The 26,413-nt window shown below is 60.6% G+C and carries 22 protein-coding genes; 11 read left to right on the top strand and 11 right to left on the bottom strand.

The annotated features are described in order from the left end of the window. Positions 1-8: 8 nt before the first annotated feature. The 4 genes from BN1125_RS18025 to BN1125_RS18010 all read right to left on the bottom strand — a co-directional run bounded on the left by BN1125_RS18025 (position 9) and on the right by BN1125_RS18010 (position 5,961). Positions 9-938, bottom strand: coding sequence for an ABC transporter permease (locus BN1125_RS18025; protein ID WP_042014018.1), 930 nt, complete (start codon positions 936-938; stop codon positions 9-11). Positions 939-952: 14 nt separating this feature from the next. Beyond that, positions 953-2,296, bottom strand: a complete 1,344-nt coding sequence (locus tag BN1125_RS18020; RefSeq protein ID WP_042014017.1) for a CmpA/NrtA family ABC transporter substrate-binding protein — start codon at positions 2,294-2,296, stop codon at positions 953-955. A 357-nt stretch (positions 2,297-2,653) separates the two neighbouring features. Then, positions 2,654-3,232: an ANTAR domain-containing response regulator gene (locus BN1125_RS18015; protein WP_042014030.1), complete on the bottom strand. Its 579-nt coding sequence runs from the start codon at positions 3,230-3,232 to the stop codon at positions 2,654-2,656. A 110-nt stretch (positions 3,233-3,342) separates the two neighbouring features. After that, entirely contained in the window at positions 3,343-5,961 is a 2,619-nt protein-coding gene (locus BN1125_RS18010) for a nitrate reductase (RefSeq protein WP_052446204.1), read from the bottom strand. Positions 5,962-6,294: 333 nt separating this feature from the next. Here BN1125_RS18010 and BN1125_RS18000 point away from each other — a divergent pair, with 333 nt between their 5' ends. Further along, on the top strand, positions 6,295-7,215 hold the full coding sequence (locus BN1125_RS18000; protein ID WP_042014015.1) for an SPFH domain-containing protein: 921 nt from the start codon (positions 6,295-6,297) through the stop codon (positions 7,213-7,215). Continuing rightward, positions 7,215-7,670 (top strand): NfeD family protein, encoded by a 456-nt coding sequence (locus BN1125_RS17995; RefSeq protein WP_042014014.1) that lies wholly within the window; start codon positions 7,215-7,217, stop codon positions 7,668-7,670. The genes BN1125_RS18000 and BN1125_RS17995 overlap by 1 nt, the downstream gene beginning before the upstream one ends. Before the next feature lie 69 nt (positions 7,671-7,739). Here BN1125_RS17995 and BN1125_RS17990 read toward each other — a convergent pair whose 3' ends face one another. Further along, entirely contained in the window at positions 7,740-9,842 is a 2,103-nt protein-coding gene (locus tag BN1125_RS17990; protein WP_042014013.1) for a methyl-accepting chemotaxis protein, read from the bottom strand. Positions 9,843-9,981: 139 nt separating this feature from the next. Between BN1125_RS17990 and nadA the strand changes: the two genes are divergently transcribed. Further along, a complete protein-coding gene (gene nadA, locus BN1125_RS17985; RefSeq protein WP_042014012.1) occupies positions 9,982-11,055 on the top strand; it encodes a quinolinate synthase NadA in 1,074 nt (357 codons plus the stop codon). 70 nt (positions 11,056-11,125) lie between these two features. Here nadA and BN1125_RS17980 read toward each other — a convergent pair whose 3' ends face one another. After that, entirely contained in the window at positions 11,126-11,992 is an 867-nt protein-coding gene (locus BN1125_RS17980) for a D-hexose-6-phosphate mutarotase (RefSeq protein ID WP_042014011.1), read from the bottom strand. 86 nt (positions 11,993-12,078) lie between these two features. Continuing rightward, the gene (gap, locus tag BN1125_RS17975; protein ID WP_042014010.1) at positions 12,079-13,074 is read right to left on the bottom strand and encodes a type I glyceraldehyde-3-phosphate dehydrogenase; all 996 of its coding nucleotides are present in this window, start codon (positions 13,072-13,074) and stop codon (positions 12,079-12,081) included. Positions 13,075-13,425: 351 nt separating this feature from the next. Between gap and malQ the strand changes: the two genes are divergently transcribed. From malQ to msrB, 4 genes are all read left to right on the top strand, one after another. Then, positions 13,426-15,615 (top strand): 4-alpha-glucanotransferase, encoded by a 2,190-nt coding sequence (gene malQ, locus BN1125_RS17970; protein ID WP_042014008.1) that lies wholly within the window; start codon positions 13,426-13,428, stop codon positions 15,613-15,615. A gap of 82 nt (positions 15,616-15,697) precedes the next feature. Continuing rightward, entirely contained in the window at positions 15,698-17,875 is a 2,178-nt protein-coding gene (glgB, locus tag BN1125_RS17965; RefSeq protein WP_042014007.1) for a 1,4-alpha-glucan branching protein GlgB, read from the top strand. After that, complete coding sequence (glgX, locus tag BN1125_RS17960; protein WP_042014006.1) at positions 17,875-20,031, top strand: glycogen debranching protein GlgX; 2,157 nt, start codon at positions 17,875-17,877, stop codon at positions 20,029-20,031. The genes glgB and glgX overlap by 1 nt, the downstream gene beginning before the upstream one ends. Positions 20,032-20,099: 68 nt before the next feature. Further along, entirely contained in the window at positions 20,100-20,486 is a 387-nt protein-coding gene (gene msrB / locus BN1125_RS17955; protein ID WP_042014003.1) for a peptide-methionine (R)-S-oxide reductase MsrB, read from the top strand. Positions 20,487-20,560: 74 nt separating this feature from the next. Here the strand turns inward: msrB and chrA are convergent, their stop codons facing one another. Continuing rightward, a complete protein-coding gene (chrA, locus tag BN1125_RS17950) occupies positions 20,561-21,727 on the bottom strand; it encodes a chromate efflux transporter (protein ID WP_042014002.1) in 1,167 nt (388 codons plus the stop codon). Between the two features lie 58 nt (positions 21,728-21,785). Beyond that, a complete protein-coding gene (locus BN1125_RS17945; protein WP_042014001.1) occupies positions 21,786-22,241 on the bottom strand; it encodes a nucleotide triphosphate diphosphatase NUDT15 in 456 nt (151 codons plus the stop codon). Between the two features lie 206 nt (positions 22,242-22,447). On the opposite strand from BN1125_RS17945, the gene BN1125_RS17940 reads away from it, so the two are divergent. Together BN1125_RS17940 and BN1125_RS17935 are read left to right on the top strand one after the other, a co-directional pair. Beyond that, positions 22,448-22,675, top strand: coding sequence for a hypothetical protein (locus BN1125_RS17940; protein WP_042014000.1), 228 nt, complete (start codon positions 22,448-22,450; stop codon positions 22,673-22,675). 145 nt (positions 22,676-22,820) lie between these two features. After that, on the top strand, positions 22,821-23,138 hold the full coding sequence (locus BN1125_RS17935) for a hypothetical protein (protein ID WP_005343224.1): 318 nt from the start codon (positions 22,821-22,823) through the stop codon (positions 23,136-23,138). 131 nt (positions 23,139-23,269) lie between these two features. On the opposite strand, the gene BN1125_RS17930 is transcribed toward BN1125_RS17935, so the two are convergent. Then, complete coding sequence (locus tag BN1125_RS17930) at positions 23,270-23,746, bottom strand: Lrp/AsnC family transcriptional regulator (RefSeq protein ID WP_042013999.1); 477 nt, start codon at positions 23,744-23,746, stop codon at positions 23,270-23,272. A 458-nt stretch (positions 23,747-24,204) separates the two neighbouring features. Between BN1125_RS17930 and BN1125_RS17925 the strand changes: the two genes are divergently transcribed. Next, positions 24,205-25,023 (top strand): Cof-type HAD-IIB family hydrolase, encoded by an 819-nt coding sequence (locus BN1125_RS17925; RefSeq protein WP_042013998.1) that lies wholly within the window; start codon positions 24,205-24,207, stop codon positions 25,021-25,023. Positions 25,024-25,074: 51 nt separating this feature from the next. Here BN1125_RS17925 and BN1125_RS17920 read toward each other — a convergent pair whose 3' ends face one another. Continuing rightward, on the bottom strand, positions 25,075-25,638 hold the full coding sequence (locus BN1125_RS17920) for a DUF2799 domain-containing protein (protein WP_042013997.1): 564 nt from the start codon (positions 25,636-25,638) through the stop codon (positions 25,075-25,077). A 207-nt stretch (positions 25,639-25,845) separates the two neighbouring features. On the opposite strand from BN1125_RS17920, the gene BN1125_RS17915 reads away from it, so the two are divergent. Then, positions 25,846-26,413: 2-oxoglutarate and iron-dependent oxygenase domain-containing protein (locus BN1125_RS17915; RefSeq protein WP_042013996.1), on the top strand; the 568-nt coding region annotated here is incomplete at its 3' end.

Genomic DNA, 26,413 nt, shown 5'->3' with positions numbered 1-26,413 from the left:
CCCTCTTGTTAGCGCAGCTCGGCGCGTTTATCCCACGACCAGCGCTGCTGCAGCGACAACATCAGCCGATCAAGACCGCATCCGATAAGCCCTATGGTGAGCACCGCCACCATGATGCGCGCCAGCGAGCTGGCACTGCCGCTTTGAAACTCATCCCACACGAATTTGCCAAGCCCCGGATTCTGCGCCAGCATCTCGGCGGCAATCAGCACCATCCAGGCCACCCCGAGCGAGAGCCTTAATCCGGTGAAGATCATCGGCAAGGCACCCGGCAGCACGATACGGCGCACATGGGTAGGCCAGGAGAGACACAACACCCGGCTGACATTCCCCAAATCCGGATCCAGCGTGCTGACCCCGACCGCGGTATTGATCAGGGTTGGCCACAGCGAACAGAGCGCCACTGTCACCGCCGAAATGATGAACGACTTGGCAAACAGCGGATCAGCACTGGCGTAGAGGGCGCTCACCACCAGGGTGATCAACGGCAACCAGGCTAGGGGGGAGATAGGCTTGAGCACCTGAACCAGTGGATTGATGGCCTGATACAGCCGCGGATTCATCCCCAACAGGATGCCAAGTGGCACGGCCAGCAGGCTGGCCAGACCAAAACCGAGCAACACGGTGCGCAAGCTGGTCAATACCTGATCGATGAAGGTGGGCCGCCCGGTGTAGGGTACGGTGCGCACCTTGGCGGCAGGATCGATCGCCAACCGCTCGGCATTGCGCTGAGCCTGACGCGCCAGAAATGCGCGCTCACGCTCCCGCTCGGCCAAAAACTCCTCGCCAAGCAGCCCCGCCTGGTTCAGGGTCGCTACCGGCCCCGGCAGGGCCCCGAGCGAAGTGTTGACATGGCCAGCCCCCCACTGCCACAGCAGCAGAAACAGCGCACAGCCCAGCAAGGGCAAGACCAGACGTTTACAAACCTTGAGGGTCATAGGGTACTCCTTGGTTACTCTACCCGCTCATCGCCCTTGAGGCCGATGGGGAACTGCGCGAGATAGGCGTTGGGTTGACGCCCGTCAAAGGTGAAGCCGTCGATAAAACCGGCATCCGGTGCCCGATAGCCACTCTCATGAGGAAAATCGACAAAGTCGGCAGCCTTGAACTTGCCCTCGGCAATCAGCGCTTCGGCAGCCTGGCGATAGATGTCGGGACGATAGACAGCCCGTGCGACCGTGTCGTACCAGCTATCTGGCTTGGCAGTGGGGATCTGGCCCCAGCGACGCATCTGGGTCAAAAACCAGACCGCATCGGAGTAGAAGGGATAACTGGCGTGCTGCCGGAAAAAGAGGGTGAAGTCGGGTGCTGGGCGCACATCCTCCTTGCCGTAGCGGAAGGTGCCGGTCATCGAACTGGCGATCACCTGCTCATCCGCCCCCACGTAGTCCGGACGCGCCAGCAAGCGGGCCGCGTCAGGCCGATTGCGGTTATTCTGCTCATCCAGCCAGTAGGCCGCCCGCAGCAACGCCTTGACCATTCGGACATGGGTATTGGGATACTGCTCGGCAAAGGCCCGGGTTACCCCCAATACCTTCTCGGGGTTGGCGTGCCAAATCTCGCTATCGGTGATCACCGGCCTGCCAATCCCCTTGGCCAGAGCCTGCTGATTCCACGGCTCACCCACGCTGTAACCCTTGATGGTGCCGGCCTCCAGCGTTGCGGGCATCTGGGGAGGGGGGGTCACCGAGAGCAACACATCTGCCTTGAGCTGGCCCGAGTTATCACCCCGCTCCGGGGCATAGAAGCCGGGATGCAGCCCCCCCGCAGCCAACCAGTAACGCAGCTCATAGTTGTGGGGAGAGACGGGAAATACCATGCCCATGTTGAACGGCTTGCCATCACGGCTCGACTGCTCCACGACGGGTTTCAACGCGGCGGCACTGATCGGCCCGGTATGGTTGACCAGGGCCGGTTGCATCTGCTCCCAGACCGAATTTGCCACGGTGATGGCGTTACCGTTGCGATCCAGTGACAGGGCGGTCACCAGCTCGGCCTTGGTGCCAATACCGATATGGGCCGCCAGCGGTTGACCTGCCAGCATTTGCGCACCGTCCAGCTCACCACCGATCACCCGATCGAGCAGCACTTTCCAGTTGGCTTGCGCCTCCAGGGTTACATAGAGCCCTTCGTCCTCGAAATAGCCCCGCTCATACGCAACCGCCAGCGGTGCCATATCAGTGAGTTTGATAAAACCGAGTCGCAAGGTCTCTTTTTCCGGCTCACCCACTTGTGCCTGGGCGGCAGCCCCCAACAACATGGCGCCACAGAGCGCCCCCCATTTGATCATGCTCATCACGTCTCTCCCTGTGTGAAGCGGCGCCAGCAAACAGCGTCATTGCCATTCGCGGAGCCACAAAAAAAACGCCTCACCGATCGGGTGATCGGTGAGGCGACAGTGCCTGTTACCTGACATCGTCAGGTCGATGTGTGCCGCAGTCGCATCACCACTGGTGGCGACTACGGGAACGCATTATCACTTCATGCCTTTATTGTTATTCATCACTGCTATTCACATTGCGTGCCAACCTCGGCTATCACGAGCAAGAGGCGCTATATCCTGCCTTTCGTGGCCCCAGCCTCCCCACTCTGGCCACCCATTGCGCCAATTCGAGTCGTGGCTGCACCAGTTTGGCAAGACAACGCGAACAGGTCAGCTCGCCAGTAGCTGCAACAGCTGACGAGCCAGAACGCCAAGACTCTTGCCCTGATCCATTGCTGTTTTACGCAGCAACTGATAGGCCGCCTCTTCACTCAGAGCGTGGCGCTGCATAAGCTGCCCCTTGGCCTGCTCCACCCAGCGGCGCTCCTCCAGTTGTTGCTGCAGGTCTTGCTCCCGCCGCACCCCGTCCCCCAATACCATCTGCAGCTGGCGAGCCAGTGTCAGCCAAGATTCGATTCGCTCCTGCTCACTGCAACCATGGGGCACCAGCCACACCCCCTTTGCCAGCAGTACCTCCTGCTCCGCCACGCTCAGGCGGCTACAAAACAGCACTTTGGCCAGGGCGGGCCGTTCGATAAGCCCGATACGGATCTCGGCACTCAAGTGGCGACAACTGATCAGTAGCCCATCAGCGGCCTCGCCTTCCGCCAACAGAGCGCGGCGATCGAGGATCCGGGTTCGATGACCATAATGGCTGCCAAGGACCGCCAATCGATTGGCCTGCTGCGGATCATCGGCATGGATCAACAGCAGGGAGCGGTTCGCACCGCCGGGAGAGGTGAGGGACATGGTGATCTCTTCCATGAGACTGAGTTGTGTCAACTCAGGCAATATGAAAGCCAACTTATTGAATATACCCCCTTTTTATCCATCAAGAGGTATCAGGGGTAGTTCAGATATTATGTCTGCCGAGTGGCCAGCAAACGAGCCACTTCCGGCAGACAAGTCCCACAGTTGCTGCCGCACCCCAGCAGTGCCTGCAAGCCTGCCACCTCATTCACCCCCTGCTGGGTAATGGCTTCCAGGATCTGGCGCTCACTCACGCGCAAACAGGAACAGATCAGGCGACTGGCACCCGCCAACGCCTGATCCAGGGTTGAGACAAACGCATCGGCTTGCAGTGGCGCGCCAAGCAGGCTGGCCAGCCCGTCGATCCTGACCGATTGGGGGTCCGGCGTGACCAACAGCAAGCTGGCAATGCGCCCTTGTAGCAACTCGATCGCCAGCCACCCCTGCGGTTGTGGCAGTCGCAGCCAGTTCCCCCCGGCACAGAGCCGACCCCACGCCTGCTCAGACGTCTCGTGCCAATCTGCCAACCACTGGCAAACACCCTTGCCATCGCTTCCGCCCAGGGTGCGCAAGGCCCACCAGGAGACAGGGTGCGCAAAGCGATGCCGTGCCAACCACAACCCCTGCCAACGTAATGGTTGGTGGACGACCCTGACCGGAGTCTGCTTGAAAGCCGGCTGCCCCGACAGCGGATCGCACCGGGCAGACACCAGTCGGTTGACACCCGCCCCCTGGCTGTAGACCTCGCTCCAGTGCATCGGCAAAAAGGCCTCCCCTTCTCGCAGCCCCTCATCACGGGAGGCCAGCGCAAGGCTCTCCCCCTGCTGGCTGCGGATCCGCAGCAAGGAGCCAGGCTCGGCCCCCAGCGCCAGCAGGCTGGCCGGCCCCAACCGCAGCGATGGCCAGGGTTCAGCCTCCTGCAGTCGCGCCACATGACCCGTGCGCGTCATGGTGTGCCACTGATCCCGCAACCGCCCCGAGTTGAGCAACAAGGCCACTCCCTCACCCGTCGGAGATGCCGGACTCTCGCTCCGCGGCGCAGCCACCACCAGCCGGGCACGGCCATCCGGGGTTGCAAAACGACCATCGGCAAACAGGCGATCACAGCCGGTCGGGTTGGCGCCATTAACGGGCCAGCGGATGGGTGATAATGCCTCAAACTGGGTGCGATCCAGCGTGGCCAGACCGGAGATATCGAACTGGCGCGCTCCGTCGTTCTCAAATCCCGACAAGGCGGCATGTTCACAGAAAATTTGCTGCTCATGCTCATAGGGAAACGCGTCGGCAAAGCCCAACCGACGCGCCACCTGTGTCAATGCCCACCAGTCGGGACGAGCCTCTCCGGGGGCAGCCAAAAATGCGCGTTGCCGACTGATGGTGCGCTCCGAATTGGTCACGGTCCCCCCCTTCTCCCCCCAGGCGGCTGCCGGCAACAACAGATGGGCCAGACGGGCGGTGTCGGTTGCCGCCGTCACATCGGATACTACCAATAGCTCACAACGCCGCAGCGCGTCACTCACCCGTAGCGAATCAGGCAACGAAACCGCAGGGTTGGTGCCAATCACCCAGAGCGCCCGGATCTCGCCACGATGAAGTGCCTCAAACAACGCCACCGCCTTGTGGCCCGGACCACTGACAAGCTGCGGCGCCCCCCAGAACCGAGCCAGACGATCGCGGCTTGCCTCATCAAATCCCATGTGGGCCGCCAGCTGAGTAGCCAGCCCCCCCACTTCGCGCCCCCCCATCGCGTTGGGCTGACCCGTCATGGAAAAAGGAGCCGCTCCCGGTTTACCGATGCGTCCGGTCAACAAATGGGCATTGATGATACAGCCAGCCTGATCGACTCCCTGTTCCGATTGATTGATCCCCTGACAAAACAGGGTAACGGTGCGCGCATTGGCCGCAAACAGCCTGTAGAAGCCCAACAGATCCGAGAGTGGCAGATCGCAACTGGCTGCCACCGCCTCTGGGCGCCAGCAGGCGTGATCCAGTTCGCTGGCCAGTTCAGCAAAACCGGCTACATGCCGGGCAACATACTCCTGATCCCAACCACCGCTATCAAGCAGGTAACGGCACAGGCCGTTCCACAGGGCGACATCACTGCCCGGGCGCAGCGGCAGGTGCAGATCCCCCTGGCTGGCCGTCATGGTCTCCCGCGGATCGATCACCACCATCTTCATGCCCGGGCGCTGTGCCCGGGCCTGCTGCAGACGCCGAAACAGCACTGGATGGGTCCAGGCCGTATTGGCACCGGTCAGTACCACCAGATCGGCGATCTCGAGATCTTCATAGCAAGCCGGTACCAGATCTTCGCCAAACGCACGTTGATGGGCCACCACCGCCGATGCCATACAGAGCCGTGAATTGGTATCGACATGGGGTGAGCCGATAAACCCCTTCATCAGTTTGTTGGCCACGTAATAATCTTCGGTGGTGAGCTGACCAGATAAATAGATCGCCACACTCTGCGGGCCTGACTCAGAGATGATGCGGCCCAGCTCGCCCGCCAACCGATCGAGCGCACGATCCCAATCCAGCTGCTCGCCATGCCAACGGGGGTAGAGCAAACGTTCGGGAAAATCGAGGCTGTCGATAAGGCTGCTCCCCTTGATGCAGAGCGCCCCCTTGTTGGCCGGGTGAGAGGCGTCCCCGCTTAACTGCCACCCCGTGTCACTCTGCTCCAGACTAACCCCGCACCCTACCCCACAATATGCGCACACACTCTTCATGCTGTTTATCCCCCAGCGCCGCCAGTAAAAAAGGCGCCAGCCCCTTGCGGAGCTGACGCCAGCGTCATGCCACTGCCAATTTGTTTGTATCTGTACCCTTTTTCGGCTGCACAGTGGCAACCGGTATACCCTGCGGTAAAGGGATTTATAGCAAGGAGTGCGCCAACTTCCCCACCGTTACACCGCCAGCACCGGCTCACCGCAATTCATGCGCTAGCCCCCTTTCTGGTGCACACGCCCTGTTTTGGGGCCACAGTGGATCAAGACAAGGGCTCATGGTGATCTGAGGACACTGGGTGTAGTCTATCGAGACACCGAACATGGAGAAGCATGATGAATGAATCACTGATTGTCTTGGGGTTTTTCGTATTCCTGGTGATCGCCACCCTGGCGGCCGGAGTCAAGATAGTGCCCCAGGGCTACAACTGGACGGTAGAACGCTTTGGTCGCTACACCCGCACCCTCTCACCCGGTCTCAATCTGTTGATCCCCTATGTGGATCGGGTCGGTCACAAGATCATCATGATGGAACAGGTGCTGGACATCCCGGCGCAAGAGGTGATCTCCCGCGATAACGCCAACGTCACCATCGACGCTATCAGCTTCGTGCAGGTGGTGGATGCCCGCAAAGCGGGGTACGAGGTCAACGATCTCACCAGCGCCATCCGCAATCTCACCATGACCAACATGCGTACCGTGCTCGGCGCCATGGAGCTGGACGAGATGCTCTCCCAGCGCGACACCATCAACGAGAAGCTGCTGCGTACCATGGATGCCGCCACCGCCCCCTGGGGCATCAAGGTGACCCGCATCGAGATTAAGGATGTCCGCCCGCCGCTGGCACTGGTCGAGGCGATGAACGCCCAGATGAAGGCCGAGCGCCAGAAACGGGCCGAGGTACTGGAGGCCGAAGGGGTGCGCCAGTCCAAGATCCTCAAGGCCGAGGGGGAGAAGCAGTCCCAGATCCTCAAGGCAGAAGGTGAGCGCCAGGCCGCCTTCCTCGCCGCCGAAGCGCGGGAGCGGGCCGCCGAGGCGGAAGCCAAGGCAACCCACATGGTCTCCAAAGCCATCGCCGAGGGTGACATGCAAGCCATCAACTACTTCGTGGCCCAGAAATATACCGAGGCACTGGCCCGCATCGGTGAAGGCCCCAACAGCAAGATCATCATGATGCCGCTGGAAGCGGGCAGCCTGATTGGCTCGGTGGCTGGCATGGCCGAGCTGTTCAACAAAGATGGCAAGGGCAGCAAATAATGATGGCCCTGTTTGAGGGGTTGACCCACTGGCACTGGCTGGGGCTCGGTTTTATCTTGCTGGCTATCGAGGTGCTGGGGTCGGTGGGCTTTCTGCTCTGGACCGGCATCGCCGCGCTGGAAGTGGGCCTGCTGCTGCTGGTGTGGCCCTTCGGCTGGCAGGCGCAACTGCTGTTGTTTGCGGTGCAATCCCTGCTCACCACCTGGGCCTGGTGGCGCTGGCAACACCAGCGTGACAACTCGGGTCAGGATGCCGCCGCCCCCATCAACGAACGGATGCAGAGTTATCTGGGCCGCGAGCTGACCCTGCTGGATGACGTCACTCAGGGCACCAGCCGGGTTCATCTGGACGACACCGTCTGGACAGTGCGCTGTGACGAGTCGCTGCCGGCGGGCAGCAAGGTCAGGGTGGTGGGGGCCGACTCCCACATCCTGCTGGTTGAACCCCGCAATTGACGCAACTCTGCCATCGAGTCATAAAAAAGCCCGCGATCGCTCGCGGGCTTTTGTCTCTCTGGCGGCCACTCAGGTACGCAGCCGATCGAGCTGACTGGCGAGCGCCGTGGCCGCTTGCTCCAGCGCCTCGCTCAGTTGATGGCTGGAGCTGGCCTCCTGCCCAATCACGTTGGCGGTATCGCCAATGCGCATCAAATTCTTGTTGATATCGTCACTGACCGCGCTTTGCTGCTCGGCGGCGGTAGCCACTTGGCTGATGTGATCGTGGATCTGCTGGATCTGGGCAACCACCCGATTGAGCGCCTCGAACGCCAGCTCAGTGCCCTGCACCGTGGTAGTGGAGCGCTCGATACCTGTGTTCATCAAGCGCTGACTGCTGCTCACTTCGGTCTGCAAGCTGCCGATCAGCTGACCAATTTCGTCGGTCGACTCCCGGGTTTTGTTGGCCAGCGCCCGCACCTCGTCCGCCACCACCGCAAAGCCACGCCCCATGTCACCCGCCCGGGCTGCCTCGATAGCGGCGTTGAGGGCCAGCAGATTGGTCTGCTCGGCGATGGCGCGGATCACATCGAGGATCCGGCTGATATTGGTGCTGCGCTGGGCCACCAGCGCTACCGCCTTGTCCGCCTCATGTATATCGCTCACCAAAGTGTGGATCTCGTTGCGCGCATGGCTCAAGGTCTGCTGGGCACTATTGATGTGGTGGGTCGCCGCTTCCGACTCCTGCGCCGCCTGCTCGGCATGCCCCGCCACGCTGACGGCCGTGGTGCTCATCTGGTGCATGGCGCTCACCACGCTCTCCAGCTCCAGATGCTGTTCGTCCAGGCTGGTGCGCATGGAGTTAGCGGTCTGCTTCATCTCCCGCGCCTGCTCATAGACCTGCTGGCCGATCCCCTTGCTCATTTGCACCATGCCCCGCAGCTTGCCGAGGAAGGCATTGAGCTGGGCGCCCAAATCGATCAGCTCCTGATGGGTGTCGATCTCCATCTGCTGGGTCAGGTCCCCCTCATTGCTGGAGAGGTGGCCCACATGACGGCTGATCAGGGAGAGCGGTGCCGTGATGGTCTGGATAAACCAGACCAGCAAACCCAGCACCAGCAAGGTGATCCCGCCCATGGCGATGATCTGCTGCCGCTGGGCATCCACTAGCAGGGTGCCCAACTCGCTGCTGATGGTATGGGCCTTGCTCAGTGCCAGCCCCCTGGGCACCTTGATCATCAACCACCATTGGGTATTGGCGGCCTCGATCCGGATAGGTTGATGAATGATGAAGTCACTGTCGCTACTGACCGGCTGACCGCTAGGCAGGGTCAGGCCCACCTCCTTGAGCGGACGCCCCAGCTTGTCGGCATAGCGGTTGCTACCCACGATCAACCCCATCTTGCTGACCAGGGTCACATCCGCCTTGTTGTCATAGAGAGTCTTGCCAAGGTTTTCAGCCATCTGCTGGAAGATGGGCAGATTCATATCCACCCCGGCCAGCCCGACAAACTTGCCGTCACGCAGCACGGGCACCGTCAGACTGGTCATCAGCATCTTGTTGCCCGGGCTGATTTCGTAGAGGTAGGGCTCCATCAGGCAGGGCTGGCGGGTATCGCGACCACAGAGATACCACTCGCTGTTGCGAATGCCGAACTCGTTGAGGGAGGTATCAAACTTGGCCTCGCTGGCGGCGGCATCCACCGGCTGCTGGGCCACGCCGCCCTGATCCTTGGTGAAGTAGATCTCCATGCTCCCCTTGCCCACCACCGAGTGGCTGGCTCCGCCCAGCCAGTTGCCATCCTCGCCGTCATAGCCATCCGGTTCAAACTGGGCGTAGATGGAGCTGATCCCGCTCGCCTGCTGCAAGCTGCTGCCGAGCAGAGACTCCACTTGGGGCCGCGACAACCGTAGCTCCGGCTTGACCATCCCGGCTTCAATCTGGGCAGTCACGGTCAGGGGGATCTGATAGGAGTTCTGCATCAGTGAGGCAATCTGGATGGCATAGCGCTCCGCCTGATACTGCAGGCTGTGGGAGACCTCTTGCTCCAGCGCATCGCTGGTCTGGGCCATCACCATGCCACGGAGGGTACTGAAAGAGGCTGACTGCAACAGGGTCATGGCCAGCCCGGTCAGCAGAAACAGTCCCATGGTCAGGCACAACAATTTGAACTTGAGGGAACGTTGCTTCATGGGGCAACTCCTTATGGCAGCGTGACAACGAATTAATTGAGTATATTCGTCCACTTGCAGCTCACCGGATTTGTGATGGGTTTGTCGTCGGCTTCTGGTTATAATTTTGGCCTTCCCGAGCGTTGATGGAACAGTCGCAATGAGCAATGCACTGAGCAGTGTCCCGCCGGTAGTCGCGATGGACTACCCCTTTCCGGCCAAGCCTATTCCCCTGAGCGCCGAGCAGAGAACGACCTTGACCACAGAAATCAAGGCGCTGCTCAAGGAGCGCAAGGCGGTACTGGTTGCCCACTACTACACGGATCCCGAGATCCAGGCGCTGGCCGAAGCCACCGGTGGTTTCGTTGGTGACTCGCTGGAAATGGCCCGCTTTGGCCGCGATCACGAGGCGCAGACCCTGATCGTTGCCGGGGTGCGCTTCATGGGCGAAACCTCCAAGATCCTCAGCCCCCACAAGCGGGTGCTGATGCCGACGCTGGAGGCCGAATGCTCCCTCGATCTGGGCTGCCCCATCGAGCAGTTTTCCGCCTTCTGCGATGCCAACCCGGATCATACCGTGGTGGTCTATGCCAATACCTCGGCCGCCGTCAAGGCGCGGGCTGACTGGGTAGTGACCTCCAGCATCGCGCTGGAGATCGTCGAGCACCTCGACAGTCTGGGTCACAAGATCATCTGGGGCCCGGACCGCCATCTCGGTGCCTATATCGAGAAGAAGACCGGTGCCCAGATGCTGCGCTGGCAGGGCCACTGCATCGTCCACGACGAGTTCAAGGCCCGCGCCCTGCGCGAGCTGAAAGAGCAGAATCCGGACGCCGCCGTGCTGGTTCATCCGGAATCCCCCGCCTCGGTGATCGAACTGGCAGATGCGGTCGGCTCAACCAGTCAGCTGATCAAGGCCGCCAAAGAGCTGCCCCAGCAAAAGCTGATCGTGGCGACCGACCGAGGCATCTTCTACAAGATGCAGCAGGCCTGTCCGGATAAAGAGATGGTGGAAGCACCGACCGGTGGCGATGGCGCTACCTGCCGCAGCTGCGCCCACTGCCCCTGGATGGCGATGAACGGTCTGGTGGCCATCAAGGAGGCCCTCACCGACGGTGCCGAGCGCCACGAGATCCATGTCGATGAAGCGCTGCGGGTCAAAGCCTTGATCCCGCTCGATCGCATGCTCAACTTCGCCGCCGAACTCAAGCTCAAGACTCAGGGCAATGCCTGATTGCCGCAGTCACGAGATGCAAAGAGGGCTCCCGCGGGAGCCCTCTTTATTTATCTGAACGCTATGCTGCTCAGATGATCACGGTGGAGAGGCAATGCTCTTCATCCGGCGCAACGGTCACGCCCGCCTCGCCGGCAATAGCGGCCTCGACGCAGAGCATGGTGCGATAGCCATCGTCGCTCATGTCAGCCATGGCGGTGGCCCCTTCCAGCCAGGGAGTCCAGACTACCACGCTGTCGTGGTTGCCACTCACTACCCGTATTTCGCGCTCACCATCCTGCACGCTCACCAGTGCCTCTGGCTGCCAGTAGACCCGATCCAGCGGCCCGTTCAGGGTCAATGCACCCTGCTGTTTGGCATCCTGTCCGGTCAGCTTGTCGGCATAGGGCTCACCCAGACCGCTCACGCTCACCGCTTCCGGCGCACTGATGGTCAGATAGGTATGCAGCGCACCGCTATAAGTCAGCGGCTGTGCGCCGGTGTTGCGAGTAGTCAGCACCAGCGAGAGCTCTTTGCCAACCAGCACGTCCAGCTCCAGCTCGAAGGCGTGATCCCACAGAGCGCGGGTCGCATCGCTGTCGCGCAGAGAGAGGTGAACGAGCGTGCCGTCGGCGTGATCGGAGACCCCATCCAGCATCCAGAGGGTAGTACGGGCAAAACCGTGGGAGGGCTTGCCACTGCCGACACGGGCTGGGGCCGGGCCAAACCAGGGCCAGCAGATCGGGATACCACCACGAACAGGCTTGCTGCCATCCAGCACCGCCTTGTCACTCAACCAGATGGAGGCTGGCTCGCCATGACGCTGATAGCTCAGCACATGGGCGCCAAACAGGCTGATTTCTGCCTTGGCATAGTCGTTGTTGATGGTGAGCACCGGCAGACCGGTTGCATTGTTGGCAAGCTTGCAGTTGGCTGTCAGGGGACGAATGGATTGCATGTGGACTCCTGTCATCAGGGAAAAGCGAAAAACAAAAAGGCGGCCAATGGCCGCCTTTTTCAAGCTACGCGATTGCGCATCCCAAATTACTTGGAGATGTGAGCGATCAGGTCCAGAACTTTGCTGGAGTAGCCCATTTCGTTGTCGTACCAAGATACAACTTTAACGAATGTGTCGTTCAGAGCGATACCGGCTTTGGCATCGAACACGGAGGTCTGACGCTCACCCAGGAAGTCAGTGGAAACCACTTGATCTTCGGTGTAGCCCAGCACGCCCTTCATGGAACCTTCAGAGGCGGCTTTCATCGCTGCGCAGATTTCTGCGTAGGTGGCAGCTTTCTTCAGGTTAACGGTCAGGTCAACAACAGACACGTCCGGAGTCGGAACACGGAAAGCCATGCCGGTCAGCTTGCCGTTCAGTTCCGGAATAACTACGCCAACAGCCTTGGCAGCACCGGTAGAGGACGGGATGATGTTCTGAGCCGCACCGCGGCCACCGCGCCAGTCTTTGGCAGACGGACCATCAACGGTCTTCTGGGTAGCAGTGGTAGCGTGAACGGTGGTCATCAGGCCAGACTCGATACCGAAGGTATCGTTCAGAACCTTGGCGATCGGAGCCAGGCAGTTGGTGGTGCAGGAAGCGTTGGAAACGATGTCCTGGCCAGCGTAGGTAGAGTCGTTAACACCCATGACGAACATCGGGGTAGCGTCTTTGGACGGGCCAGTCAGAACAACTTTCTTGGCACCAGCAGCGATGTGCTTACGAGCAGTCGCGTCGTCCAGGAACAGACCGGTCGCTTCGGCAACAACGTCAACACCGATGGCATCCCACTTCAGGTTGGCCGGGTCACGCTCAGCGGTAACACGTACGGTTTTGCCGTTTACAACCAGGTTGCCGTCTTTAACTTCAACGGTACCGTTGAAACGACCGTGAGTTGAATCGTACTTCAGCATGTAAGCCATGTAGTCAACATCGATCAGGTCGTTGATACCAACAACTTCGATGTCAGCACGCTCAGCGGCCAGACGGAATACGAAACGACCGATACGGCCAAAACCGTTAATACCTACTTTGATAGTCATATTTAGTTACCTAACTGTTCAGTAGTCAAAGAAAATTCCGCTTGTAAATTTACTAGAACTCTCTGGTGAGTCAACCTGCTTTCTGCCTGAAATTGCGCTACATCATGAAAAACTGTGAAATTAATTTTCTGTTTATGTAACTGATTACCACTTTTTGACGAAAACAGAGCCAATTCGTGGCATCGCGCAGATATCCACAATAGTGCCTACTCGGTCACACAACCATTCATGGAGATATGTAAAAATGTGCGCGGTTTAGCATGGCCCAAGAGCCACTGTTCAAGTACCGACCCATAAAAATCAAACAAACTAAATAGTATAGATAGAATCCACAGCGGGAATTCTCAAACTATGACCACAATGATTGAACAGCTGGCTGCCGCAAAAGGTATCGCCAGCGAATATGTCGATGCCTGGGGCCATCCGGCCCAGGTATCCGAAGAGAGTAAGGCCGCCATGCTGGGCGCCATGGGCTACCGCGTCGATGACGAGGCCGCACTGGCGCAGCAGCTGGAAGAGGAGCATCGCCAGCACTGGCTGCGGGCGCTGGATCCTGTGATGGTGGTTCGCTCCGGCGACGCCGTTACCCTTGAGGTTCGCCTCCCCATCGAATTCGTCAACGACGCCCTCACCTGGCAGCTCCAGCAGGAGCAGGGTGCGGTGCTGTCCGGTCAATTCACCCCCATCGAGGGTGAGCTGGTCGGCGTGGCCGAATTTGAAGAGATGGAGTGCCAGGCCTATCGCGTCACCCTAGCGATGGCCCCAGAGCTGGGTTATCACCAGCTGGTGCTGCTGGAAGAGGGCAATGACGAGCCGCTGGCCACCATGCGCCTCATCGTCGCCCCCAAGGCCTGCTACAAGCAGGCGCCGATTGCCAATGGCCGCAAGGTATGGGGCCCGAGCGTGCAGCTTTACTGCCTGCGCAGCCGCCACAACTGGGGCATCGGTGATTTCAGCGATCTGGGCCAGCTGGTCGAGAAAGCCGCCGCCTGGGGTGCCCACTTCGTCGGTCTCAACCCTATCCACGCCCTCTATCCGGCCAATCCGGAGAGCGCCAGTCCCTACAGCCCCTCTTCCCGTCGCTGGCTCAACGTGGCCTATATCAATGTGGAAGCGGTGCCCGAATTCCAGCAGAGCGATCGCCTGAAAGCGGAAGTGGCAAACCCAGCCTTCCAGCAGCATCTGGCCGATCTGCGCGCCAAGGAAAACGTCGATTATACCGGCGTGATCCAGACCAAACTCGGCATGCTGCGTCAGGTGTTCGACGAAGCAAGCCTTGGCGCCGAGCGTCAGGCTGCCTTTGATGCCTTCGTGGCCGCCGGTGGCGACAGCCTGCAACAGCAGGCAGCATTTGATGCCCTGCAGGCCCACTTCTATGCCAAAGGCGAAAATGCCTGGGGCTGGCCGGTATGGCCGCAGGAGCTGCGCGATTACCACAACCCAGCCGTTGCCGCCTGGATGGCCGAGCACCCGCAGGATGTAAACTTCTACCTCTATCTGCAGTTCCTGGCTGACGAACAGCTGGCCGAGGCCGATGCCCGCGCCAAGGCCTCCGGCATGGTAATGGGGATCTACCGGGATCTGGCGGTGGGCGTCTCCGAAGGCTCCACTGAGATCTGGGCCAACCAGGATCTCTACTGCCCGAAAGCCTCGGTCGGTGCGCCGCCCGATATTCTCGGCCCGCTCGGTCAAAACTGGGGCCTGCCCCCGATGAACCCGAACAAGCTATTTGAGGCGGGCTACCAGCCGATGGTTGACTTGTTCCGAGCCAACATGCGCTCCTGCGGCGCATTGCGCATCGACCACGTGATGGCCTTGTTGCGTCTGTGGTGGGTGCCACCTGGAGCGTCTGCCGCCAAGGGCGCCTATATCTACTATCCGGTCAACGATCTGCTGGGCATTCTGGCCCTCGAATCCCACCGCAACAAGTGCCTACTGATCGGCGAGGATCTGGGGACAGTGCCGGAGGGGATCGACGTGACCCTGAAAGAGAATGGCGTCCACTCCTACAAGGTGTTCTTCTTCGAACGATCCAAGGCCGACGGAGGCTTTATCTCCCCGGCTCACTACGCCGAGCAGGCAATGTCAGCCCTGACTACCCACGACATGCCGACCCTCAAGGGATTCTGGCACTGCGACGATCTGGCGCTGGGACGCGAGCTCGGATTGTATCCGGATGAAGATGTATTGAAGACCCTGTATGCTGATCGCCACGAAGCGAAACAGCGGATCCTCGACAGCTTGCATGCCCACCAGGTCATCCCTGACAACATCAGTCATGACGTGAACTGGGTCGGCATGAACACCGAGCTCAACCATGGTCTGCAGATCCACATGTCCCGCGGCAGCTGCGCCCTGTTCAGTACCCAGCTGGAAGATTGGCTGGAGATGGGCAAGCCGGTCAACGTACCGGGCACCAGTTACGAATACCCCAACTGGCGCCGCAAGCTTTCCGCGGATCTGGAAGATATTTTTGCCAATGAGGCACTCAAAGAACTGGCTGGCAAGATGAGCCAGGCCCGTGATGAGGCCAGTCGTTGAGACGCTGTCTCCCACAGCGATCTCACCTCAATCCACTCCGGCCCCGGCCGGAGTGGATGCTCTGTCATGAAAGGAAATCTCGATGCTCGTTGAACGTTTGGTTGCAGCCCGCTGTTCCGATCCCTTCTCTCACTTAGGCCTGCAGGCCAATCCGGATGGGCCCGGCCTAAAACTGACCGCCTGGTTGCCTGATGCCCTCGATGTTCGCGTCAAGGATCTCAAGTCGGGCAAAGTCGTTGCCACCCTGGCGCCCACCGATGAATCGGGTCTTTTTGAAACTGTTTTCGCCCGCCGCAAAAATCCCTTCCCCTACCAGCTGATCGCCAGCTACCAAGATGCCACTACCGAGGTCATCGACCCCTATCAGTTTCAGGATGCAGCCTGGGCAGGCCTAGCCGAGCTGACCGCCCAGCCGGAAAACCTCTACCACACCCTTGGCGCCCAGTTGCGCACCGTGGAGCATCTCGGCCAACAGGTGGAAGGGGTGCGTTTTGCGGTCTATGCACCGAGCGCCACTGCGGTGAGCCTGATCGGCGATTTCAACTTCTGGGATGGCCGTCGCCACCCGATGCAACGCAGTCTGTGCGGCCACTGGGTGCTGTTCGTGCCGGGCCTCAAGGCGGGGGATCGCTACAAGTTCGAACTGAAAGACCCCATGGGCAACCGGCTGCCCCACAAGAGCGACCCGGTCGGCTTCTACTGCGAGCAGTACCCGTCGTTCGCCTCTGTGGTCTATGACCACGCCCAGTACCAGTGGCAGGATGCCGAGTGGATCGCCAGCCAGCACAACGACAAGCGCGAGCAGCCGCTCTCCATCTATGAGCTGCACGTCGGCTCCTGGAAGCGTCACCCCAATGGCGACAGCCTGAGCTGGCGGGAGCTGGCGGTGGAGCTGGTCGCCTACGTCACGGAGATGGCCTACACCCACATCGAGCTGCTGCCGGTCTCCGAGCACCCCTTCAGCGGCTCCTGGGGCTACCAGCCGGTGGGCATGTTCTCCCCCACCAGCCGTTATGGTACGGCTGATGATTTCAAATACTTCGTCGACCAGTGCCACCAGGCCGGGATCGGCGTAATCCTCGACTGGGTACCAGCCCACTTCCCATCAGACGCCCACGGGCTGGCCCGCTTCGACGGCACCCCGCTCTACGAATATGAAGATCCGCGCCGTGGCTGGCACCCGGACTGGAACTCCTACATCTACGACTTCGGCCGCGACACCGTGCGCCAGTTCCTGGTGGCGAGCGCCCTGTTCTGGCTCGACAAGTTCCACATCGACGGCCTGCGGGTGGATGCGGTCGCCTCCATGCTCTATCTGGACTATTCGCGCAACGCCGGTGAGTGGGTGCCGAACGTCGATGGCGGCAACCACAACTACGAGGCGGTCAGCCTGTTGAAGTGGACCAACGAAGAGGTGTACGGCAAGTACCCCCACGCCATGACCATAGCCGAAGAGTCCACCGCCTATGCCGGTGTCTCCCGCCCCACCTTTTTGGGCGGCCTGGGATTTGGCTTCAAGTGGAATATGGGCTGGATGCACGACACCCTTAGCTATATGCAAAAAGAGCCTGTTCACCGTCGCTACCACCACAACGACATGACCTTCTCCATGGTGTATCACTATGACGAGAACTTCATCCTGTCGCTCTCCCACGACGAGGTGGTACACGGCAAGCACTCCCTGCTCTACAAGATGCCCGGTGACGAGTGGCAGCGAGCCGCCAACCTGCGGGCCTACATGGGCTTCATGTATGCCCACCCGGGCAAAAAGCTCAACTTCATGGGCACCGAGATAGCCCAGAGCAACGAGTGGAACCACGATGCCCAGCTGCCCTGGCACCTGCTGCAATTTCCCAAGCATGCCGGTCAGCAGCGGCTGATCCGGGATCTCAACCACCTCTACCGTCATGAGCCCGCCCTGTATCAGGCCGATTATGAGCAGACCGGCTTCCGCTGGCTGGATCACAACGATGCCGACAACAGCATCTTTGCCTGGCTGCGATCTGACAAGGAGGGTGAACAGGCCATCGTCGTAGCGGCCAACTTTACCCCTGTGCCCCGTCTCGCGTATCGCGTCGGCGTCCCTGCGGCGGGCCACTACCGGGTAGTGCTCAACACCGACAGCGAGTTTTACTGGGGCAGCAACTATGATGTGGGTCTGGTGTTCGCTGCCGAGCCGACCCCTTGGCAGGGGATGGCGCACAGCATAGTGCTGGATCTGCCGCCGCTGGCGACCTTGTTCATCAAACAGGAGTCTTGATGCTTGTAATGGAAAACGGGGTGGGCCATCCGCTGGGGGCCCGCCTTGACGAGAATGGCTGCCACTTCTGCGTCTGGGCTCCCCAGTCAGACAAGGTGGAACTCTGCCTGTACGATGAGCAGGAGCAGGAGCTGACGCGCCTGGAGTTGCCCGGCCGTCAGGGCCAGTACCGCTTTGGCTACGTGCGCGGCGTGCGGGCCGGCCAGCGTTACGGCTATCGGGTCTATGGTGCTCCGCAAGAGGGGATGCTGTTCGATCCGCAAAAACTGCTGATCGACCCCTACGCCAAGGCGCTCAGTCGTCCCACCTACTGGGATGAAGCCCTCTATCAGGGTGACAGTGCCGGGATGATTGCCAAGTCGGTGGTGGTGGATGACAGTTTTGACTGGCAAGGGGTTGGCAAACCGGGGATCAGCCCGGCCCGCACCATTATCTACGAGACCCACGTCAAGGGCTTTACCAAGCAGCACCCGGGGATCCCCAAAACGCAGCAAGGCACCTACCTTGGCATCTGTCACCCGCTGGTCATCGAGCATATGAAGAGCCTCGGCATCACCTCGGTGCAGCTGATGCCGGTGGCCGCCTTTATGTCGGAACCTCGACTGGAGCAGCTGGGACTGACCAACTACTGGGGCTACAACCCCATCGTCTTCTTCGCCCCGGAGCCGCGATACAGCACCAAGCCGGACGAGGCGGTGACCGAGTTCAAGACCATGGTGCGCGAGCTGCACCGGGCCGGGCTCGAGGTGATTCTGGATGTGGTCTACAACCACACCGCTGCCTCGGGCTTCGACGGCCCCACCCTCTCGTTCAAGGGGTTTGACAACGCCGGTTACTACGCCTTCGAAGCGGGTCCTCACGGCCCGGACTACACCCGTCACGCCAACGTGACCGGCTGTGGCAACAGCGTCAATCTGGATCACCCCAACAGCCTGCGGTTGGTGCTCGATGCCCTGCGTTACTGGGTCACCGAGATGCAGGTGGACGGCTTCCGTTTCGATCTGGCGGTGACGCTGGCGCGGGAGGCAGGCGAGTTCGAGCCCATGGGCGCCTTCTTCAAGGCGGTGATGGCCGATCCTGTGCTGTCACAGGTCAAGCTTATCGCCGAGCCCTGGGATATCGGCCCCTTTGGCTACCGGCTGGGTCAGTTCCCGAGCCAGTGGCAGGAGATCAACGACCGCTACCGCGACACGGTACGCGCCTTCTGGCGTGGTGATGCGGGCAAGATGGGGGACTTTGCCACCCGTCTGGTGGGGTCGCGGGATATCTTCCCGAAGAACTGGCGCTCCCCCCACACCAGCGTCAACTACCTCTGCTATCACGACGGTTTCACCCTGGAGGATCTGGTCTCCTACAACCAGCGCCACAATCAGGCCAACGGTGAAGACAATCGGGATGGCCACGGCAACAACCTCTCCTATAACCACGGGGTAGAGGGCCCGACTCTGGATCCGCGGGTCAACAGCCTGCGCCAGCAGCAGAAACGCAATCTGATTGCCACCCTGCTGCTCTCGCAAGGGACACCGCACTTCCTTGCCGGCGACGAGATGGGCCGCAGCCAGCTTGGCAACAACAACGCCTACTGCCAGGACAACCAGATCAGCTGGGTCAACTGGCAGTGGCGGCCGGAGGACGAGCGGCTGCTTGCCTTCACCCAGCAGATGATGGCGCTGCGGGCAGAGTCCACTGTCTTCTCCAACCTGCTGCTGAGCGACGACAGCTGGAATGGCACCCCGTCCAGCTGTCATCAGGTCAACTGGTATCACCCGGACGGCCACCAGCTCACCGATCAGGATTGGCACGCCCCCATGGGACAGGCGTTTGCCATGGATATCGGCATGATCAGCGGCCCTGGAGAACGCTGGTACGTGTTGTTCAATGCCAGCGACTACGATATCCAGTTCCGCCTGCCGCCGCCGGGCGAGGGGTTGGAGTGGATCCAGACCATCGACACGGCCACCAACGACGGCCTCCCCTTCCTGCCCGATGATATCAAACGGCAGGTGGCGGTCGGTCGGGCCCACTCCCTCAAACTGCTGGAGCGGGTGGCACTGGCCAGCACGACGGAGGATGCCCAGCCACCGCTGCAGGAAATTCTCCCTGCATCCGGTGAGGAGATGGTTGCCACCTCGATCACAGATGCGGGCAAAGCATAAGACGCATGCTGGAGTCAGCTTTACGGAGCCGCTATGCTGGGCTCCGGTATGGATGGCAAGGAGTCGGTATGAGCAGTAACAATCCGGAACAGTGGCGCAACAAGCTGACCGCCGAGCAGTTTCACGTCTGCTGGGAGAAGGGCACCGAGCGCCCCTACAGCGGCGCCCTGCTCCACAATCGCAAGAGCGGCGACTACCTCTGCGTCTGCTGCAAGAGCGTGCTGTTTCACTCAGGCGCCAAGTTTGATGCTGGCTGCGGCTGGCCCTCGTTCGACAAGGCCATCGAGGGGACAGTGGAGTACACCGAGGACAACAGCCACGGCATGAAGCGGGTGGAGATCACTTGCCGCCAGTGCGGCTCCCACCTTGGTCACGTCTTCCCCGACGGACCGACCGAGACCGGCCAGCGCTACTGCGTCAACAGCCTGAGTCTGGATTTCACTCCCGACCCGTAAACGGCTAACCCATCGCAATAACAACGGCGCCTCCATCACGGAGGCGCCGTTTTTTTATCGGAATTTCACCGCGTTCAGGCCAACAAGATGGTGGCGCCCACCAGCACGCCAGCCAGAGCCAGAATGGGCAATTTCACCACTCGCAGCAGATAAAAACCGATGGTCGCCAGCGCCAGATCGGTGGGTGCCAGCACGGCGCTCTGCCAGACCGGCTGATAGAGGGCCGCCAGCAACAATCCCACTACAGCGGCATTGATGCCGGCAACAGCCCCCGCCAGATGGGGCCGCGCCAACCACTGCTGCCAGCAGGGCCCCACCGCCCAGAGCAACAGAAGGCCGGGCACAAAGAGCGCCAGGGTCGCTGACAGGGCCCCGATCAGCGGCATCCCGGGCTGCAGCTGAGCGCCAAGGTAGGTGGCAAGGGTAAACATGGGGCCCGGCACCAGCTGGGCCAGACTGTAACCGGTTAGAAACTGCTGCTCGCTGAGGGTGTGGCCCACGCTCTCTTGGAGCAGCGGCAGCACCACATGGCCACCGCCAAACACCAGACTACCGGCGCGATAGAAGTCGGCAGCCAGCTGGCCAAGCGGGCTGCCGAGCAGCGGCAGGCCGATAAAAAGGATGCCAAACAGCAGCAGGGTCGGCCAATGAGGCTGACTGCTGGCGGCAGAAGGCAACTCGGCGGAGGCTGGCACACTGCCCGCCCCGCGCTGGCTGCGGGCGCAGATCAGCGCCGCTCCCGCCAGCATCAACAGTTGAGTCAGCAGACCGGGCTGCCACCAGAGTGCCGCAGCGGTCACCACCATGATCCCTTGGGTCATTCCCGTGGCACAGAACTGGCGACTCATGGTGAGCACCGCATCGGCCACCACGATGAGCGCCAGCAGCTTGAGGCCGTGCAGCGCCGCATCAAGCCACAAATTGCTGCCCTGCTGGCCGATGCCGATCGCGGCCGCCAGTAGCAGCAGAAATGAGGGCAGCGTGAAGCCAACAAAAGCAGAGAGCGCCCCGCCCAGACCGGCCCGATGACGACCGATGGCGAAACCAAGCTGGCTGGAGGCGGGCCCCGGCAGCAGTTGGCACAGCGCCAGCAAGCGGGCAAATTCGGCCTGTGTCAGCCAGCCGAGCCGCTGGACGAAGGTGCGCTGGAAATAGCCGATATGAGCGGCCGGACCACCAAAGCTGATGCAGCCCAGCCATAAAAACTGAATAAATACCTGTCCCACGCTCTTCTCCCTCATCCCTCTTCTCTTGATGGAGAGGAGATATTATGACAGCGCGATGATCGTTTTATGACAATCAGGCTGATTCGGCCGACACCATTGGCACATCACCCGGCAAGTAGCAGCGTCCCGCCAACCAGCAGGCGATGGATTGGCGGCTGGCATCGAAATGGGGCTCGGGCAACTCGCGCGGATCGCACCAGACCCAGCCTTCGCACTTCTCCGGCTCCAGCCGTTGCGGCTCGCCATCGGTCTGCGCCAGCAGGGTGACCGAGATATAGTGCAGCCCGCTCTCGCGCCAGGTCTCAAGATTGTTGGTCACCGCCACCACCTCGGGCCCGTGGATCTCAAGTCCGGTCTCCTCGGCCACCTCGCGGATCGCCGCCGACTCGAAGCTCTCCCCCAGCTCGAGATGACCACCCGGGATCGACCAGTAGGGGGCATGGCTCCCTTTGCGTTTGCCAAGCAGCACCTGGCCTTGGGCGTTGGTCAGGATGACGCCGACCCCGACGCGGGGATAGAGAGTGGACATGAAAACGCTCCTTCAATCAGGCAGTAAAACGGCCCCACCTTAGGCCCAAGAAGGGCACAGGGCAAGCCCCGGCTGCACGGCACCTGCGCCTGTCGGTGACCCCTCCCCTTGCCCCTGAACCGGTTATCACTGATGCTGGGGAGTGAAGCCCGGATGGAGAGGTCATCCCAATCCTCTCAGTCCCCCATCACCCCGAGGAGTCCGCCATGAAAACATTGCTCCCCCTGTGCGCCCTGCTGCTCACGGCTTGCCAAACCACGCCGCCCCCCAACTCGCTCGCCATCGATGATGCCGACGCCTGGCAGGCCATTTGCAAAGATGGCACCCGGGTTCGCGCCGTGGTGGCAGAGGGGATCTGTGCGGATCATCGCGGGGTAGCCATGTGGACGAATAAGCCAATAGCTGAACGGATGGCAGAAGAAGCCGCCAAATAGTGTGATCCAGGCACCATAAAATGACACTGCCGGCCAATTGGCCGGATTTTTTCGCGATCTCACCAGCACTTTGCCACCTTGTTCATGGTGCGCTCAGTTTTCTGTTCCCATACTGGCCCTACAGTTCCAAAAGAGGAGAGACAAGATGCAAACATCCATCGTCGGGCTCTCCATTCTGTGGGGGCTAGCCAGTTTTGGTGTTCAGGGGGATTTCATCGAGAGCCGTGATTCCGTTGCGCCATCCTGGCAAGCCGAGTCCAGAGTGGAGATGGAAGGTTATCTGATTGAATCGCTTGGCGAAGATCGCTGGTTGTTCGACAACGGCAGCGAGAGCCTGCTGGTCTCCCTGCCCGAGGGGCAGTGGGTGCCGACAGGCGAGCGGCTGCGAGTCAGCGGCGAACCGCAGCAGGAGCAGAGCGGCTGGCTGCTGCAAGTGGAAGACATCAGCCAGGTCAGCGTCTGACCACGGCAGTCGCCCCGTCACCGCGACAGCTAATCCAGACCCGATAACCACTACCGAATAACCAAGAGCGAATAACAAAAGAGGAGGCCACTGGCCTCCTCTTTCTGTTTCTATGAGTTGTTTCCGCAGGCTCAACCCAGATGGTTGAGCGGCAGCGCCGTCTTGTGCTTGATGCGGCGCAGCACGAAGCTGGAGCGCACCCCGGTCACCCCCGGAATATGGGTCAGCTTGTCCAGCAGGAAATGCTGATAGTGCTCCATGTCGCGCACCACTACCTTGAGCTGGTAGTCGGCATCGTTGCCGGTGATGAGATCACACTCCAGCACTTCGGGCAGTTCGCTGATGGCGCGATCGAAATTCTCGAACCGCTCCGGCGTGTGTCTGTCCATGGAGATGTGAATGTAGGAGGTGAGGGTGAGGCCAAGCTGGCGGGCGTTGAGCAGGGTAACGTGGGTGTCGATGAGACCGGCATCCTCCAGCGCCTTGACCCGGCGGGAGCAGGGGGACGGCGAGAGCCCTACCAGCTCGGCCAGTTCCAGATTGCTGATGCGGCCATTCTCCTGCATCAGTTCGAGAATATGTCTGTCTATGCGATCAAGTTTCAGCATTTACCCTTCCTCGTTGCAATGACTAATCCACTTTTCCTAGATTAAGGGTGAACTATTGCAAAAACAACCGAAATAAGTGGTTACTTTGCAACCATTCACCGGCACGGCAGGGGTATTATGGTTACATCTTCCGGTGGCAAAGCAGATACCTGACCGGGTTTCTGCGGCGAAGGACCTTACCGAGTCAAGAGCCCCATCAGCCGTCTTACCTTATCGGGAAACGACGGGCTGGAACGAGAGCACCCCCTCCCAGAAGGCAACAAAGCAGGCATCCCGGCGCCTGCTTTGTTGTTTTTGGCGCTGGCTGGTCATCCCCATCACCCCGCTCCCGATCACAACCTGGCCACTCGATGGCACAGACCCCTTGCAAGGCATTGATGGTTTTAGGAGTTTATTGCTGGTGGAGTGATATGAATGGCAGCCGCCACCGGCCACCGCAAGACATCTCTGGAGGATCTATGAGCGAGTACAAGGCCATCGCGCTCGATATGGATGGCACCCTGCTGACCCGGGATCACAAGATCTCGCCTGCCACCCGGGCGGCACTGGCTCAAGCCCGCGCCCAGGGCATCAAAGTGCTGCTGGTCACGGGACGCCACTTCATGACGGCGCGCCCCTTCCACCACGAGCTGGCGCTCGATACCCCCCTCATCTGCAGCAACGGCGCCTATCTCTATGATCCGGTGCAGAACCGGATCCTCAGCGGCGACCCGCTGGCGATCGCTCCGCTCACTAAACTGCTGGCTGCGGTCGAGGCGCAGCAGATGGGCGCCCTGTTCCATCTGAGTGAGGGCATTGGCTACCTCGGCTGCGAGGAGCATGTCACCCGCATCCGCCACTGGTCGGCCAATCAGCCGGAGCACCTCAAGATCGCCCTCCACCCGGTCGAGGAGCTGGCAGGCTCGCTCGACAACCCGGTCTGGAAACTGGAGCTGTTCAATCAGGATCCGGCTCGCCTGCACACCTTTATGGGCGAGGTGGTCGAGCAGATGCCCTTTACCCGCGACTGGGCGGCCCCCTATGCGGTGGAGCTGGTACAGCCCGGTTGCAGCAAGGGCAACCGGCTGGCCCAGTGGGCAGCCAGCGAAGGGATTGAGATGGATCAGGTGGTGGCGTTTGGGGACAACAACAACGATATCAGCATGTTCGAGCAGGTAGGGCTGGCGGTGGCCATGGGCAATGCGGCACCACAGATCAAGAGCCATGCCCATCGGGTCACGGCCGACCACAACGAAGATGGTATCGCACTGGCGTTGCAGCGCTGGGTACTGCCCTGAGCTGACAAGATGCAACATGGCCAGCACGCGGGCTGGCCATGAAGAGAGGGATTAACCGCCGAAGGAGAACGGGATCACCCGATCCGGATAGCGCAGACGGTTGTATTCGTAGCGCAGGGATTCGTAGTGGCGAATGGCGCGGTTGCGCTTGGCCCGATAATAGTCGCGTTGTTCCGTGTTGGTTTCGTTGCGGATGCTGCGCTCAAGCACCTCGATATCCCGCTCGGTACGCTCCAGCTCGTCGCTGATCTCCCGCAGGCGAGCAGCCAGTTTGTACTCTTCGTAGCCGCGCTGATACTGCTTGAGGAAGCTGGCGTCATTGGGGCATACCCCCAGATAGGCCTGCCCCTCCTTGCCCTTGCTGTAAGCCAGCTCGGGAATGCAGTAGAGCTCCAGCCCCTTGTCGTAGCCCCGTTGCCACTCGGCCTCATCCACTTTGAGGCCATATTCGCTGCAAGACGACACGTAATCGCGGGTCGCCTGACGGGTTTTGCCTTCCGACCCATCCTGATAACCCAGGTTGTACCAGCTCATGGTGCGGCACTCATCTTCTGACAGGGCACTGCATCCCGCCAGCAATACCGGCAGGGTCAGCAACAGGATGTTGGGGGACATGAACAGACTCCGGAAAAGATAGTGAGCGGCATTCTAGAGAGGATAAAAGGCCATAACAAGGGATGCGCCCCCGAGCGGTCTGGTGCGGTTTATTTGATGTTTTTGTCACTATTCAACGCCGTGCCAGACGGGGCGGCCAACCCGCTGTTCTTGTTATCAGGCGCAAGGTAAACTGCGCCATCTTTTAACTGGCGCGCAACAAAAACAATGAAAGTCCTGACCGTCGATTACCGCTCGCCCGATGCGGCGCAGCGCTTCACCGAATCCCTGCGTACTACGGGCTTCGGGGTGTTGACCCACCACCCCATCCCGAAAGAGCTGGTGCAGTCCATCTATGACAACTGGTATCGCTTCTTCATGAGCGAACAGAAGCAGGATTTCCTGTTCAACCGCGAGACCCAGGACGGCTACTTCCCGCCGTCTGTGTCCGAGGTGGCCAAGGGTCACAGCCAGAAGGACATCAAGGAGTACTTCCACCTCTATCCCTGGGGCCAGATGCCGGAAGCGCTCAGGGAGCAGGCGATGGAGTACTATCGCCTCGCCAACGATCTGGCCGCCGAGCTGCTGGGCTGGGTGGAGCAATACACCCCGAGCGACATCGCCGCTCACTACAGCTGCCCGCTCTCTTCCATGATTGAAGAGAGCCAGAAGACACTGCTGCGGGTGCTGCACTATCCGCCGTTCGACGGCACCGAAGCGCCGGGTGCCATCCGCGCCGCCGCCCATGAAGACATCAACCTGCTGACTATACTGCCTGCTGCGTATTCCCACACAT

Origin of the sequence: Aeromonas fluvialis (assembly GCF_000819885.1) — a bacterium.
Taxonomy (GTDB): domain Bacteria; phylum Pseudomonadota; class Gammaproteobacteria; order Enterobacterales; family Aeromonadaceae; genus Aeromonas; species Aeromonas fluvialis.
Note: the sequence above shows the minus strand (reverse complement) of the source record. Positions and strands in the feature narration are given on the sequence as shown.